Annotated in this window: 11 protein-coding genes; 8 read left to right on the top strand and 3 right to left on the bottom strand. The window is 39.5% G+C overall.

Going from position 1 to position 16,585, the window contains the following annotated elements:
* Positions 1 to 229: 229 nt before the first annotated feature.
* The 8 genes from hutI (at position 230) to BTO23_RS14360 (ending at position 11,303) form a co-directional block, all read left to right on the top strand.
* Positions 230 to 1,456 (top strand): imidazolonepropionase, encoded by a 1,227-nt coding sequence (gene hutI, locus BTO23_RS14395; RefSeq protein WP_061005400.1) that lies wholly within the window; start codon positions 230 to 232, stop codon positions 1,454 to 1,456.
* A complete protein-coding gene (gene hutG / locus BTO23_RS14390) occupies positions 1,446 to 2,480 on the top strand; it encodes a formimidoylglutamase (RefSeq protein WP_061005401.1) in 1,035 nt (344 codons plus the stop codon). The genes hutI and hutG overlap by 11 nt, the downstream gene beginning before the upstream one ends.
* 35 nt (positions 2,481 to 2,515) lie before the next feature.
* Positions 2,516 to 4,210 (top strand): urocanate hydratase, encoded by a 1,695-nt coding sequence (gene hutU / locus BTO23_RS14385; protein WP_105063852.1) that lies wholly within the window; start codon positions 2,516 to 2,518, stop codon positions 4,208 to 4,210.
* 89 nt (positions 4,211 to 4,299) lie between these two features.
* Positions 4,300 to 5,832 carry a histidine ammonia-lyase gene (gene hutH / locus BTO23_RS14380; RefSeq protein WP_105063851.1) on the top strand — a complete coding sequence of 511 codons (1,533 nt, stop codon included), beginning with the start codon at positions 4,300 to 4,302 and terminating at the stop codon, positions 5,830 to 5,832.
* A gap of 173 nt (positions 5,833 to 6,005) precedes the next feature.
* A complete protein-coding gene (locus BTO23_RS14375; RefSeq protein ID WP_105063850.1) occupies positions 6,006 to 7,316 on the top strand; it encodes an MATE family efflux transporter in 1,311 nt (436 codons plus the stop codon).
* Between the two features lie 15 nt (positions 7,317 to 7,331).
* A complete protein-coding gene (locus BTO23_RS14370) occupies positions 7,332 to 7,577 on the top strand; it encodes a DUF2164 domain-containing protein (RefSeq protein WP_060993832.1) in 246 nt (81 codons plus the stop codon).
* A 182-nt stretch (positions 7,578 to 7,759) separates the two neighbouring features.
* Positions 7,760 to 9,388, top strand: a complete 1,629-nt coding sequence (locus tag BTO23_RS14365) for a methyl-accepting chemotaxis protein (protein ID WP_105063849.1) — start codon at positions 7,760 to 7,762, stop codon at positions 9,386 to 9,388.
* 286 nt (positions 9,389 to 9,674) lie between these two features.
* A complete protein-coding gene (locus BTO23_RS14360; RefSeq protein WP_105063848.1) occupies positions 9,675 to 11,303 on the top strand; it encodes a methyl-accepting chemotaxis protein in 1,629 nt (542 codons plus the stop codon).
* Positions 11,304 to 11,369: 66 nt separating this feature from the next.
* On the opposite strand, the gene copI is transcribed toward BTO23_RS14360, so the two are convergent.
* The 3 genes from copI to BTO23_RS14345 all read right to left on the bottom strand — a co-directional run bounded on the left by copI (position 11,370) and on the right by BTO23_RS14345 (position 16,584).
* The gene (gene copI, locus BTO23_RS14355; protein WP_105063847.1) at positions 11,370 to 11,891 is read right to left on the bottom strand and encodes a copper-resistant cuproprotein CopI; all 522 of its coding nucleotides are present in this window, start codon (positions 11,889 to 11,891) and stop codon (positions 11,370 to 11,372) included.
* A 101-nt stretch (positions 11,892 to 11,992) separates the two neighbouring features.
* Positions 11,993 to 15,124 carry an efflux RND transporter permease subunit gene (locus BTO23_RS14350; protein WP_105063846.1) on the bottom strand — a complete coding sequence of 1,044 codons (3,132 nt, stop codon included), beginning with the start codon at positions 15,122 to 15,124 and terminating at the stop codon, positions 11,993 to 11,995.
* Positions 15,121 to 16,584, bottom strand: a complete 1,464-nt coding sequence (locus tag BTO23_RS14345; RefSeq protein WP_105063845.1) for an efflux RND transporter periplasmic adaptor subunit — start codon at positions 16,582 to 16,584, stop codon at positions 15,121 to 15,123. Before BTO23_RS14345 ends, BTO23_RS14350 begins: the two co-directional genes overlap by 4 nt.
* Between the last annotated feature and the right edge of the window lies 1 nt (position 16,585).

The raw sequence follows: 16,585 nt of genomic DNA, 5'->3' as shown, positions 1-16,585 counted from the left end.
CAGAGAGCAGACGATAACGGAACTAATACCCATATTACGTCCTCTTTATTTTTCTCTTATCTCACTTTTCTGTTTTTATCATTCTCTCAATTTTTACTATTTAGTGGTTATAAATCGCTCTTTTGATCACAATTCCATTACATCCTATCTTGTCTTTCTTCTTAAAAACGACTATTAATTTGTATATACATATTAAATTGAAATTACTCAGTCATAACAAGGAGAATGTATGGACAGATTATTTATCAACCTCAATCTCGTCACAATGCAAACCTCTCTTTCTAATCCTAGTGATGGCTACCAAGTGATAAACAATGCAATGATTGGTGTAACCAATGGGATCATTGAATACGTAGGGCCAGCTTGTTCAGACGTATTCCATGGCCATCCAGACGTGATTGATTGTGGTCATGCTTTAGTTACTCCGGGATTGATTGATTGTCATACACATCTTATTTTTGCTGGAAACCGAGCTAATGAATTTGAATTACGTTTAAAAGGTGTTCCATATGAAGAAATAGCAAAACAAGGTGGTGGCATTTTATCAACAGTGTACGCTACTCGTGAGGCAACTGAAGATGAGCTATACCACTTGGCCGTTCAACGCTTAGAAGGGCTAAAACGTGACGGCGTCACGACCGTTGAAATTAAATCAGGTTATGGTTTAACTCTTGATGATGAAATTAAAATGCTTAACGTCGCTAAACGTATTGCTACACTGCCAGATATGAAAGTATCAACCACTCTTCTTGCTGCACATGCCCTACCTCCTGAATATCACAATCGCTCAGATGATTACATTACGTTAATTTGTGACACAATGATCCCAACAGTAGCAGAGAAAAAACTGGCTGATCATATCGATGTATTTTGTGAAGGTATTGGTTTTTCAATCGAGCAATGCCAACGTGTTTTTCATGCCGCGTTAAAACATGGATTAGGCATAAAAGGTCATACTGAACAATTATCTAATCTAGGTGGAAGTGCATTAGCTGCATCTATGGGGGCTAATTCTGTCGACCACATTGAATATCTTGATGAAGATGGCGTTAAATCTTTAGCCCAACACAATACCGTCGCGACACTTCTTCCCGGTGCCTTTTACTTTTTACGAGAAACTCAGCTTCCTCCTATTACTTTACTACGCAAACATTCTGTACCCATGGCAATATCTACTGATTTTAACCCTGGTACGTCTCCTATTGCATCGTTAAGAGTAATAATGAATATGGCCTGCACATTGTTCAAGTTAACCCCTGAAGAATCCTTACGAGGTGTTACTTGCAATGCAGCTAGCGCTCTTGGATTACAACACTCCCGCGGAAAAATTGACGTTGGTATGGAAGCAGATTTTGCATTATGGCAACTAAACTCTCCCGCAGAACTGTCATATCGCTTAGGTGTACCCGACCTTATTGCTCGTGTTGTTGATGGAGTCCTCTTTCATGAAAACTAATCCAACAATTGATATGTCCGCATGGCAAGGAAGAGTTGATATTGAAGATGGAGAATTCGGTTTACGTTGGCACCAAAAAATAACCCCTTTAACTAACTCATCTAACAATGGGATCACTCTGCTTGGCTTTGCATGTGACGAAGGCGTTTCTCGTAACAAAGGTCGTGTTGGTGCTTATTTTGCGCCGCAAGCGATCCGCCGTGCATTGGCTAATCTCGCTTGGCATCATCAAGGTTCTATTTTTGATGGCGGTGACGTATATTGTGATGACGACAATCTCGAGTTAGCGCAACAACAGCTTGGTGAGTCGGTTGAACACGCCCTCTCTAATCAACAGAAAGTCATTGTTTTTGGTGGTGGTCATGAAGTGGCATGGGGCTCATTCCAAGGTCTTGCGCGTCATGTAAAAAGTGTCACTGAATCAAACCCAAAAAAGACACCGCCACGCGTTGGGATCATTAACTTTGATGCTCATTTTGATCTAAGAAACCCACCAGAAATAAACGACAACTCAATAAAGTCATCACATCAATACAGTGGCAGTTCTGGTACTCCATTTCATCAGATAGCTGAATATTGTCGTAGTCATCATTGGCCTTTTAATTATGCCTGTTTAGGCTTAAATCGTAGCAGTAATACCCAAGCTCTTTATAAAAAAGCTGATACCCTTGGTGTACTCTATTTTGATGATACAGAAATGACTCACGCTAATTTTCCATTAATACAACGTGGTTTATCCAACTTTATTGATCAAAACGACTACCTTTACCTCACCATTGATATTGATGTTTTTCCTGCGTCAGTCGCTCCAGGTGTGAGCGCACCAGCCGTTCGTGGCGTATCTCTCGAACTCATCGAACCTCTTATTTGTACTATTTTAGCGGCTAAGAGTAACCAAGGCACCCCTAAGTTACTCTTAGCTGATATGGCTGAATTTAACCCTAACTTTGATATTGATAACCAAACTGCACGATTAGCGGCAAGAATAGCTTGGACTATCGCCCACGGCATGAAAACCAACTAATAATGACTTAGCCATCACTCGCAAGGAGAGCAACAATGACACATACACCATCGTCTAACCCTAGATTGGATGAATCTCGTACTATTATCGCACCCACTGGTACTACGTTAACGGCAAAGTCTTGGTTAACCGAGGCTCCATTGCGTATGTTAATGAATAACTTACATCCAGATGTAGCTGAACACCCACATGCGTTAGTGGTTTATGGTGGCATTGGTCGTGCAGCAAGAAATTGGCAATGTTACGACAAGATTGTAGAAGTACTAACACGCCTTGAAGACGATGAAACCTTAATAGTGCAATCAGGTAAACCCGTTGGTGTATTTAAAACTCACACCAATGCCCCACGTGTGTTAATTGCCAATTCAAATATTGTACCTCATTGGGCAAATTGGGCACATTTTAACGAATTAGATAAGCAAGGATTGATGATGTACGGTCAAATGACCGCAGGCAGCTGGATCTATATTGGTTCTCAAGGCATTGTTCAAGGCACTTACGAAACCTTCGTTGCAATGGCAAAACAACATTTTGATGGTAATGCCCAAGGACGTTGGGTATTAACAGGGGGGCTTGGCGGTATGGGCGGTGCACAACCTCTTGCTGCGACAATGGCAGGTTTTTCAATGCTTGCCGTTGAATGTGATGAATCTCGTATCGATTATCGTCTTCGCACTGGTTATGTTGATCGTAAAGCCACAACTCTAGATGAAGCTCTAACAATTATTGATGATGCCAAACATACAGAGGTTCCTGTCTCCGTGGGGTTACTCGGTAATGCCGCAGACATTTATGCAGAAATAGTTCAACGTGGCATTGTTCCAGATGTGACGACCGATCAAACCTCAGCTCATGATCCTCTTAATGGTTATCTACCTCAAGGTTGGTCAATGGAACACGTAAAAGATATGCGTGTAAAAGATGAATCTGCCGTTGTTATTGCAGCTAAGAAATCAATGGCGATTCAAGTACAAGCTATGTTGGATTTACAAAGTGCAGGTTCTGCGACTGTCGATTACGGCAACAATATTCGCCAAATGGCATTAGAGGAAGGTATTACCAATGCCTTTGATTTTCCGGGCTTTGTTCCTGCTTATATTCGCCCTCTCTTTTGTGAAGGTATTGGACCTTTTCGTTGGGCTGCTCTTTCTGGCGATCCTGAAGACATCTATAAAACCGATCAAAAAGTAAAAGAGCTTATTCCTGATAATCCACACCTGCATAATTGGCTTGATATGGCGCGTGAGCGTATTCAATTCCAAGGATTACCCGCACGTATTTGTTGGGTTGGTTTAAAAGATCGTGCTCGCCTCGGTAAAGCCTTCAATGAAATGGTAAAAAATGGAGAGTTAAAAGCACCGATTGTTATTGGTCGAGATCATCTTGATTCAGGCTCGGTTGCCAGTCCAAACCGTGAAACCGAAGGCATGATAGATGGTTCTGATGCGGTATCCGATTGGCCATTATTAAACGCGCTACTTAACACTGCATCTGGTGCCACTTGGGTATCATTACATCATGGCGGCGGCGTAGGCATGGGATTCTCTCAACATTCAGGCATGGTTATTGTGTGTGATGGCACTGATGATGCAGCTGAACGTGTTGGGCGAGTTCTCCATAATGACCCAGCAACGGGAGTTATGCGTCACGCCGATGCGGGTTATGACATTGCAATCAATTGTGCCAAAGAGCAAAACTTAGATTTACCGATGCTATCTGAACCAAAATAAGTAGCAATAAACTCTGTATTCAAAATAATTATAAAGAATACCAACCTAGTGACACGAGTTGGTATCACAACCATAACGAGAAACGAACTATGTATTCATTAGAAATTATTCCAGGAAAGTTATCTCTAAAGCAATTGCGCGAAGTTAACCGCAACTCAACCCAAGTATCATTAAGCCCAGATGCACTGCCCGATATGCTGACAAGTGCCGAGGTGGTTGCTCAAGTGATCCGTGAAGATAAAACCGTTTACGGGATTAATACCGGGTTTGGTCTGCTCGCCAATACTCGAATTGCAGAAGAAGATTTAGAAACACTACAGCGCAGTATTGTTCTCTCTCATGCTGCGGGCATTGGCGAATTCATGGATGATGCAACCGTCCGCTTAATGATTGTACTTAAAGTAAATAGCCTATCACGTGGTTATTCTGGTATTCGTCCATCCGTCGTTAATGCGTTAATGCAATTGGTCAATTCAGAGGTTTATCCATGCATTCCTAAAAAAGGATCTGTAGGTGCTTCAGGTGATCTCGCCCCTTTGGCCCATATGAGTACCGTTTTACTTGGTGAAGGTGAAGCTCGATATAAAGGAGAAATCATTTCCGGCCAAAAAGCGTTAGAAATAGCAGGATTAGAACCCATAACACTCGCCCCAAAAGAAGGGTTAGCCTTATTAAATGGCACTCAAGCCTCTACTGCCTTTGCTTTAGAAGGATTATTCGCAGCAGAAGACTTATACGCTGCAGCTACGGTGTGCGGTGCAATGTCAGTTGAAGCGGCTTTAGGTAGCCGTAAACCCTTTGACCCTAGAATTCATCGCGTACGCGGACATCGCAGCCAAATGGATGCAGCATTAGGTTATCGCCACTTATTAGCTCAAAACAGTGAAATCGGATTATCTCATCAATGCTGTGAACGAGTACAAGATCCCTATTCACTGCGTTGTCAGCCTCAAGTGATGGGCGCTTGTTTGCAACAGATCAGAAATTCAGCAGATACACTTGAAATAGAAGCCAACTCGGTATCAGACAATCCTCTTGTTTTTGCTGATGATGGCGACATTATTTCTGGCGGTAATTTCCATGCAGAGCCTGTTGCTATGGCCGCTGATAATCTTGCATTAGCAATTGCTGAAATCGGCAGTTTATCAGAGCGTAGAATGGCGCTTCTTATCGACAGTGGTTTAAGCAAATTACCGCCATTTTTAGTTGATAACGGTGGCGTAAACTCTGGTTTCATGATTGCTCAAGTTACTGCCGCTGCATTAGCCAGTGAAAACAAAACATTAGCTCATCCAGCATCAATCGATAGCTTACCAACTTCAGCAAACCAAGAAGATCATGTATCAATGGCTACTTTTGCAGGCCGCCGTCTAAGAGACATGGCAGAAAACACTCGTGGAATATTAGCAGTCGAATTGCTTGCTTCAGCACAAGGATTGGATTTCAGAGCACCAAAAAAAAGCTCTGAACGAATAGAGGAAGCAAAAGCAATGCTACGTGAACGTGTCGATTTTTATGATAAAGACCGTTACTTTGCGCCAGATATTGCCAAAGCTAATGCCTTATTACTTGAAGCAAAATACAATGCGTTAATGCCTCACTCTTTATTACCGAGTATTTAATAGATTTACCAACGAAACACGAGATACCCATTCTTCGCCTCTATGAATAATTATAAGAATTTATTTTCATAGAGGCTTTTTCTTATAATTTAAAAAGTAACCAGACTCCTGTTTGTGTCTTGCTCTATAATCAGTACAATGACCGACCAATAGTTAATGAGCATTTAATCATCATGTCTACTTCTTCTCTCGCAAAACAGCTTTTTCAAATGACATGGCCAATGATGTTTGGTGTGCTTTCTTTAATGAGTTTTCAATTAGTTGATAGTGCTTTTATTGGACAATTAGGAATCCTTCCTCTTGCAGCCCAAGGCTTTACTATGCCATTACAAATGGTAATTATTGGTCTTCAAGTCGGTCTAGGCATCGCAACCACTGCAATAATAGCTCGTGTTCTTGGTGCAAAGGATAATGAAAAAGCCAAACAACTCGGTGGTTTAGTCATGGTTTTAGGTGCTGTCATGGTATTTGCTATGTGCCTATTAATTTGGTTTTCTCGCGGATTAATACTGAATTTACTTGGTGCACAAGCTAATGTTTTTCCAGTAATTGATAGTTATTGGCCAATATGGTTAGCAAGTTGTTGGGCTGGCGCTATGATTTATTTTGCCTATAGTGTTTGTCGCGCGAATGGAGATACAAAACTGCCAGGCTTAATGATGGTAATAACCAGTATCATGAATATGATATTAGACCCTATTTTCATCTTTCACTTTGATTTAGGACTAAACGGTGCGGCATGGGCAACTATTGTCTCTTTTTCTATCGGTTTCTTTATCATCCTCCCTTCTATATTTAAACGTCACTGGATCTCTTTTTCTTGGGGTAATTTGCCAATACTTCACTCTATAAAAGAACTGAATTCAGTTATGTCTCCAGCAATGATGAGTCAATTACTGCCACCATTCTCTTCGATGATGGCAACTAAAATTATTGCAGGTTTTGGGGCAGCAGCAGTTGCCGGTTGGGCAATGGCTTCACGTATCGAATTTTTTGCAATTGTGGTCGTACTTGCTTTAACCATGTCAATTCCCCCAATGGTTGGGAAAATGCTTGGTGCTAAACAATTTAATGAAATTCAAAAGCTGATCAACATCGCTGCTAAATTTGTCTTAGCTTGGCAAATAAGTCTTGCCGTCTTATTGTTTGTTATTGCCAAGCCATTAGCCAATTTACTTAGTACAGACATCAATGTAATTGCCGTGATTCAATCTTACCTTATGTGGGTGCCAATAAGTCTTGGTTCTTTAGGCATCTGCATGTTGATGGTATCTGTTTGTAATGCTCTAGGTGTATCAATGCGGGCTCTCACTATTTCGATACTTAGATTATTCATCTGCTTTTTACCTATGATATGGCTCGGTTCTACATTATTTGGACTGGATGGCGTTTTCATCGGGGCATTAATTGGTAATACAATGGCAGGGATAATGGCTTGGATAATGTACACTCAAGCGATTAATAAGCTTCAAAATAACGATTAGAATTGAGGGAATATCATGACAACAATTACATTACCAAAAAACAAACGAGCTGAATTAGTACAAAAATTCCAACACTATTTTGAACAAGAGCTAGACACTGAACTTGGCCAATTTGATGGCGAATTCTTGTTGGACTTTATAATTAAACAAGCTGGACCTGTTTTCTACAACCAAGGGTTAGCTGATGCACAAACAATTATAGAACGCAAAACACAAGATATTGCTGATGAAATCTATGAGATTGAAATGATTGAGAATTAATATCATTAATATACATTTGAATTTAGAACAAATAGTTAACTGATAAATCAATGATTAAAGACAAAAAAAACCATAACTTGTTACAATTGCTATCGACAAAACCGTGACAAAAGTCTAAAATTTGCGAAAACATGACATAAATATTACATTATTTACCTTTTTCTCAAAAATAAGAGACTCAAATGCAATTTTCTTTAAAAAATACGTCAATACGTATTCAAATACTACTACCCGTCATCCTTACTGCTTTAGCCTTATTTATTTCTCTAGGTTTCACAGCTTCTACTTTAGAAGAAGAACAAAACACCGTTGCAAGCAACACGAATTCTTTTGTATTTTACAAAGACCAACTAGCTAAAGTAGATGACATTGTTTATCCACTTCGCATAGGTGCTGTTTATGCTATTTATGACACAAATCGTCGTGCTGGTTTTACTAACGAATTAAAAACCAAAGTAAATAACATTAATGCCCTGCTTGATGAGATGGCAGAAAGAAAAACATTCAATCGAGAAGTAGACCAAGTTCGCTCTAATATTAATGATTACGTTCAATTTTCACACAAAGTTGTTGATTATTTAAACAGAAAAGAAAGTGGCGCTACAGTTAATGAAAATTATAGTAATTTAATCTCTCAGTACCGTGATATCGGCAACCGCATGATTGAGTCTATCAACAGCCTTTCTCAGCAAGTAAATAAATTTTCTGACATTGCCATGCGTGAAAGCTATAAGAAAAACACGCAAGTTAAATTCAATGCAGGCCTAAGTATTTTAGCGGTATTTGTTCTTTCAATGATCAGTGCATGGTGGTTGTCTGGTCTTATCGTTACGCCAATCAAAAAAATTCAAGTTATCATTCGTCGCTTAGCTGAAGGGGATTTAACCGTTCGCGCTGATGCTAACGGTGATAATGAAATTGCAGAATTAAGTAAAGACATAAATACAACAGCGACTCAACTACAAACAACAGTTGAAGCACTTTCTCGTATCAGTGAAGATGTTGCGGCAGCATCAACTGAGTTAGCAGCAGTAATGACGGAAGCAGAAGCCAATTCACAAAAAGAATTAAGCGAGATCGAACAAGTTGCCTCAGCGGTAAATGAACTATCAAGCACTGCGGATAATGTAAGTGATAACGCTCTATCTGCAGATCAGACAGCACGAGATACTAACGAACTTGCCCGTTCTGGCTTAGATATTTTCACTCAGAGTAATCAAGCAAGTGAAGATATGGCAAATGCCCTAACTGATGCCGCTGTTGTTGTAAATCGCTTAAAAGAGCAATCAGAACAGATCAATAACGTAGTTGAAGTTATACGTGGCGTTTCAGAACAAACAAACCTACTAGCATTGAATGCCGCAATTGAAGCCGCTCGCGCTGGTGAGTCTGGTCGTGGTTTTGCTGTTGTTGCTGATGAAGTTCGTTTACTTGCCGCTCGTACCCAATCATCAACTCAAGAAATTCAAACCATTATTGAATCTCTACAAGAGCAATCAGGTTTAGCTAATGACAGCATGCAAACTAGCCTTGATAAGCTTGAACTAAATAAAGAGCTAACAACAAAAGCGGGCGATGCTTTAGTAAGTATCACTGAGTCAATTACCGCAATTAACGACATGAATACTCAAGTTGCTACTGCTGCTGAAGAGCAATCTCAAGTTACTCAAGACATTAACCGCAATGTAGTAAACATGTCTGAGCTGGTAAATCAAAACGTCACTGGCATTAGTCAAAGTGCAAGCGCAAGCAATGAACTATCTCGATTAGCTGAACAGCAAAAAGAACAATTAGCTTTCTTTAAACTGTAGAGTTACTTAACAATGCGGTAAGGTCATCTCCTTACCGCATTATCTCCATATTCTTCCCCCCTTAAATTAAGCCTAAATACTCGCCAAAACCATAACCAGAGCCAATACTTAAAACATTAAGTACAAAGTTAAAATTATACAAATGTCAAAATAAAATAAAGTTCAATTCTAAATACACATTTACTTACATTAAATATCGACAACAATGTGACAAGGGTCTATATTTCGAGAAAATATACTTTCATGGATGAACTTTCTTTACTTTTGTTTTTTTGACGAGGCGATAATGCAATTTTCATTAAAAAACACATCTATACGAATTCAAGTTCTACTTCCTGTATTCTTTACAGCACTAGCTCTATTAATTTCTCTTTGGTATACCTCTTATAGCTTAGATAAAGAACAAAAGATCCTACATGACAACACAACTTCATTTATTTTCTATAAAGACCAACTAGCGAAGATTGATGATCATATGTACCCAATGAGAATCAATGCAGTGTACGCAATTTATGACCATTCTCGCCGAGTTGGTTTTTTAAAAAGTCTGGATAAAAATGAAAAAATACTTAATGAACTTCTTTTAGAAATATCAGAGCACAAAACCTTTGGCTCTGATGCTAATGCAGTTAAAAAATCGGTTCATGATTATTTAGAGTTTTCAAAAAAAGTACTTGCCTATCAAGAACAGAAAGAACAAGGATTAACTGTAGATAATAATTATAGTTCATTAATTGCACAATACAGTAAGTTGGGCAATATTATGGCGGAATCAATTAATAACTTATCACTGAAAATAAATGATATTTCTACTGTTGAATTAACAAATAGCTCTGAGCGAAATACTCAAGTACAACACAATGCTATCATTACAATTCTGCTTGTTTTTGTTGTCTCCTTACTTACATCTTGGTGGTTATCAGGCTTAATCGTCCACCCTATTCAAAAACTACAATTAGTTATCCGTAAGCTAGCAGAAGGAAACTTAGCAGTACGGACAGAATCTGATGGTGAAAATGAAATTGCTCAATTGAGTAAAGACATTAATACTACCGCTATACAGTTACAAAAAACCATCGAAGAGCTTCATAACATAAATGAGAGCGTTGCCTCTGCATCGACTGAGCTTGCTGCTGTAATGAATGAAGCTGAATTAAATTCTCAAAAAGAACTTTCAGAGATCGAACAAGTTGCTTCAGCAGTAAATGAACTTTCAAGCACGGCGAATAATGTAAGCGACAATGCTCTTGCTGCAGATCAAACCGCGCAAAATACTAATGATTTAGCTAAAGCTGGTTTAGACATCTTTGCTCAAAGTACCGATGCTAGTGACAAGATGGCAATCGCACTAACCGATGCTGCAGTTGTAGTAAATCGCTTAAAAGAACAATCAGAGCAAATTAATAACGTAGTTGAAGTGATACGTGGTGTTTCTGACCAAACAAACTTACTTGCATTAAATGCTGCTATCGAAGCTGCTCGTGCTGGTGAATCTGGTCGTGGTTTTGCTGTTGTGGCTGATGAAGTACGCTTACTTGCCGCTCGCACCCAATCATCAACTCAAGAAATTCAAACGATCATTGAAGCTCTTCAAGAGCAATCAGGTTTAGCTAACGACAGTATGCAATCAAGCCTTGATATGTTAGAGCTAAATAAAGAGCTAACAGCAAAAGCAGGTGATGCTCTGGTTGGTATTACAGAGTCTATCACTGCAATTAATGATATGAATACTCAAGTTGCCACCGCCGCTGAAGAGCAATCTCAAGTAACTCAAGACATTAACCGTAACGTAGTCAATATGTCGGAACTTGTGAATCAAAACGTAACGGGTATTAGCCAAAGCGCAAGTGCAAGCTCTGAGTTATCAAGACTAGCAGAAGAACAAAAAGAACAATTAGCGTTCTTCAAATTATAATTTGATTGCACAATAAAAAAGCGGTAAGGCCACCCACCTTACCGCTTTGTCATAGCTTAAATAACCTTATAATGTTACTTTTTTCACCATACCCGCCTCAGCATGCCCTGGAATATTACACGCAAACTCTACGTGATTATCCCCGTGGAAATGCCACGTAATTTGCTTTGCTTTACCTGGTTGAACCGTTACAGTGCTACCACTGTCATGAGCATGGCCTGATGTCATTTTCTTCATCATTTCACGGTGTTCTAATTGCTCGGTTTCATTACCAATTGAGAATTCATGATCGATTTTACCTGTATTCATAATCACAAATTGAACGATATCATTAGGTTCAATATCGACTTCTTTTTTAAAGGTAATTTTCATATCGTCAGATAAAATGACATGAACGACTTTATTTGCTTTCATGCCAGTTGCTGGCATTCCTACCGCATTCATATCGTCCATAGACATGCCTTCCATCTTGCTCATGTCCATTTCTTTCATATCCATTGAGCTGTGATCCATCTTACTCTGGTCCATCTTTGCCATTGCAGAACTTGCTATCAATGATAGTGCAATTGCTAATACTGTTTTTTTCATTTTTATTTCCTTTTTTGTTTAATTATTTATTACGTGACTTATTCCATTATCGGTATAAGCCACTAATATTATTATTTATTTAACGTATTTATATGTAAGCTTTATTTTGAAAAATCTTTACACAAACGCTGTTTCCATAATTTGAATACCGCAGGGATAACGACTAAGGTCAATAATAATGCCGACGCCATCCCGCCAATCATTGGGGCTGCAATACGCTGCATTACTTCTGATCCCGTACCGGAGCCATACATAATTGGAATTAAACCGATAATCACTGTTAATACAGTCATCATGACAGGACGAACACGTAACCCTGCGCCCTCACCAATGGCTAACGTTAAATCTTGTTGTGTTACCGAGTTACTGTTTTCTTTTGCCGTGGCTTGTTTTTCATCCCATGCTTGGTTCAAATACACCAACATGATCACACCAATCTCAACCGCAACACCGGATAAAGCAATAAACCCTACACCAACGGCAATCGAGAAATTGAAGTTTAAGATATGCATTAGCCACAGACCGCCAACCATAGCTAACGGCAATGTCCCCATGATAATTAACACTTCCCCCACTCGTTTGAAACTTAAATACAAAAGCAGCATAATAATCGCGATGGTTACAGGAATAACCGTCGTTAATTTCTCTTTTGCTCGTTCCATGTATTCGTATTGGCCAGACCAACCAAGGGAATAGCCCGCGGGTAAATCCAATTGATCATGCACTGCTTGTTGAGCCTCATGCACATAAGAGCCTAGATCTCGACCGTCAATATCAACAAACACCCAACCATTAGGTCGTGCATTTTCTGTTTTTATCATTGGTGGACCATCTTCATAGCGAATATCAGCGACATCAGCTAAAGCAATTCGAGCACCGTTCGCCGTTATCAATGGCAAGTTCTGCAACTTAACAACAGAATCACGATACGATTGTGGATAACGAACATTAATTGGGTAACGCTCCAACCCTTCAATGGTTTCTCCTACATTCATTCCACCCACAGCTGTTGATATAACTTGTTGAATATCTTTAATATTCAAACCATATCTAGCGGCTTGGCGACGTTTAATATCGATAGTTACATAACGCCCTCCAGCAACACGCTCTGCATAAACAGACGTTGTACCTTGAATGTTATTTAAAATAGGTTCTAACTCTGCGCCGATCTTCTCTATAACTTTTAGATCTGGCCCTGCTATCTTTATCCCTATTGGGGTTTTAATTCCTGTTGCTAGCATATCGATGCGTGTTTTGATTGGCATCACCCACGCATTCGTTATTCCTGGAAATTGAATCAATTGGTCTAGCTCTTTTTTAATTGATTCAGTAGTTACACCGTCACGCCATTCATCTTTAGGCTTGAACTGAATAACCGTCTCTATCATTGTTAATGGTGCCGGATCGGTCGCGGTTTCTGCTCGACCCACTTTTCCCCACACGGTATCGACTTCTGGAACGGTTTTAATGAGCTTATTAGTTTGTTGTAGCAACTCACGCGCTTTACCAATTGAGATCCCTGGATACGTTGTTGGCATATACATTAAATCCCCTTCATCTAATGGAGGAATAAACTCACTGCCCATTTTAGAGATTGGATAATATGAGGAGCCCATTAATACAACGGCAACCAAAAGTATTGTTTTTGGAAAACGTAAACTCAAATTCAGTAATGGTCTGTAAAATGCAACTAACGTTTTATTAATTGGGTTTTTATGTTCAGGTAAAATTTTCCCTCGAACAAAATACCCCATTAATACAGGCACTAAGGTAATGGCTAAACCAGCAGAAGTCGCCATTGCAAAAGTTTTAGTGAAAGCTAATGGAGAGAACATTTTCCCTTCTTGACCTTCTAATGCAAACACAGGAACAAAACTTAACGTAATGATAAGTAATGAGAAAAATAATGGTGGCCCAACTTCTTCTGCCGCTTTTCCTATTACCTGCCAACGGTTTTTATCTGTTAGTGGAGTTTTTTCTATATGCTTATGTACGTTCTCTATCATTACAATCGCACCATCAACCATTGCACCAATGGCTATCGCGATCCCACCTAATGACATGATATTGGCATTAATGCCTTGCCAATGCATTACGATAAATGCTGTTAAGATACCAACAGGTAAACTCAGCGCGATCACTAATGAAGAACGAATATGAAATAAAAATAAAGCACAGACAATCGCAACGACGATAAATTCTTCTGCCAACTTTTCCCATAAATTAGTTACTGCATGATCAATAAGCGTAGAGCGATCATACGTCGCTTTGATTTCAACTCCTTCTGGTAAGCCTTTTTGTAATTGAGCTAATTTCTCTTTTACATTTGAGATGACGTAACTGGCATTTTCACCAAATCGCATTACTATCACACCACCAACCGCTTCGCCTTCTCCATTAAATTCGGAGATCCCACGGCGCATTTGTGGTCCAAGATTAATATCAGCGATATCACCAAGTAATAAAGGCGTTCCCTTATCCGTTACTTTCAACGGCAATGATTTAATGTCTTCAATACTGCTTAAATAACCAGAAGTACGAACCATGTGCTCTGCTTCAGCAATTTCGATAACCGAAGCGCCCGCCTCTTGATTCCCCTCTTTAATCGCTTTATTAATTTGTTGTAGCGTTAGGTTATAAGCTCGCAATTTATCAGGATCAATTTCCACCTGATATTGTTTCACCATTCCGCCGACGGTCGCAACTTCTGATACGCCATCGACCGTTTGCAATTCATATTTTAAGAACCAATCTTGCAAGCTGCGTAATTCTGCTAAGTCATGCTGACCGGTTTTATCTTGCAATACATAACTGTATACCCAGCCCACCCCTGTTGCATCAGGTCCTAATGTTGGTTTTGCTTCTGCGGGTAGTTTAGGCGCTACCTGACTTAAGTACTCTAAAACACGCGAACGTGCCCAATACATGTCGGTATCATCATTAAAAATGATATAAACATAAGAATCGCCAAAGAAAGAATAACCGCGAACAGTTTCAGCTCCTGGGACTGCAAGCATTGCTGTTGTTAATGGATAAGTGACCTGATCTTCTACCACTTGAGGCGCTTGGCCTGGGTAGCTGGTTTTAATGATCACTTGAACATCTGAAAGATCTGGCAAAGCATCAACAGGCGTATTCTTTACACTGTAAATCCCTGCAACAACAAGGGCAAACGTCGCAACTAACACTAAGAATCGATTTTTTATCGACCAACGAATAATGGCAGGGATCATAATAGCTCCCCTTCTTTTTCAATTTCCAGTAATTTAAATTCATCATTGTCTTTTTGCACTAAAAAATGAACTGATTCACCTTCACGAAAAGCAGAAAGATCAATGTTATTTTCAACCGAAAAATTCATTTCACCGGGCTTCCAATCCCATTGTGATACAGCTTTATGATTAAAAGTAACCATTCCAAAATCAGCCATTAGCATAGTGATATTTCCAGAGATCCAAACACTATTTTCTGGTCCATTAATTCGGCTCAGTTCTGCCGTCTTGCTTGATTCAGAATCCAATAAGAATTGAGCTGACGTGACTACTTTATCGTTTTCTTTCAGACCTTTAACTATTTCAACTTTATTCGCTGCTTCACGGCCTGCAATAATGCGAACTGAACGATACTTACCGTCTCCTTCGTCTAATACAACACGCTCCATGCTATTTGAACGTATTACTGCTTGGCGAGGAATCGTCAATACTTCTTCTTTTGTTTTAGGGTGGATTGTAATATTAGCGAACATGTTTGGTTTTAATGCACCATCTTGGTTATCAAACTTTAAGCGCATACGCATGGTTCGTGTTTTTGGATCTAAAATTGGATAAACATAATCCACTTCACCTTTCCATCTTTTACCGGGAACAGCATCCAACGTCATAACGGCTTTATTACCAGAAGATAACCAGTGAGCCTGACGCTCAAAAACTTCAGCATCTACCCATACTTCCTCTAAAGGTCCCGCACTTATTACTACTTGAGATGGTGATAAATAACCACCTTCTCGAATATTTAAACTCGCAATAACACCACTAGATATGGCTTTTACCTCTATGTTTTTATTCGCTTTACCGCTTCTAACAATAGAATTAATTTGGGTTTTATCAACACCAAGAGAAGACAGGCGCTCTCTTGCGCCTTTGACCAACCCTTTTCGTCCTGTTCGATAGGCATTTAATAATTCTTCTTGTGCTTTCACTAGCTCTGGAGAGTAGAGCGTAAATAAAACATCGCCTTTATTTACTTTTTCACCAATGGCGTTGATATTCAATTTCTCAACCCAGCCCGCCGCCCGTACATTGACTTGCCATATTTGACTTTCATCAAATGCGATGTAGCCCACCGTATCTATATTTGGTGACAAAATTGTTTTCTCGACAAATGCACTTTTTACACCAAGGTTATTAACCACACTTGGATCTATTATTACGGTTCCCACTGGTGAAGTCTCACTTTGTGTACTGTCTGCATAAACAGGCACTAAATCCATACCCATTGGGGATTTACCTGGCTGATCTCGACGATAATTAGCATCCATTGGAGCAACCCAGTACAAAGGCTCACTGCTTGATGAAATATTATCTCTTTGAGGTGCCATTGCACTCATATTATGTCCCGAATACAAACTCATACTCATTGCGCCCACAACACCGCCAATCACGACTGAAAGTAACGCTATTTTAAATGGTTTCATT

This window comes from Aliivibrio sifiae (assembly GCF_002954715.1).
GTDB classification, from domain to species: domain Bacteria; phylum Pseudomonadota; class Gammaproteobacteria; order Enterobacterales; family Vibrionaceae; genus Aliivibrio; species Aliivibrio sifiae.
This window is presented reverse-complemented; position numbering and strand designations above follow the sequence as displayed.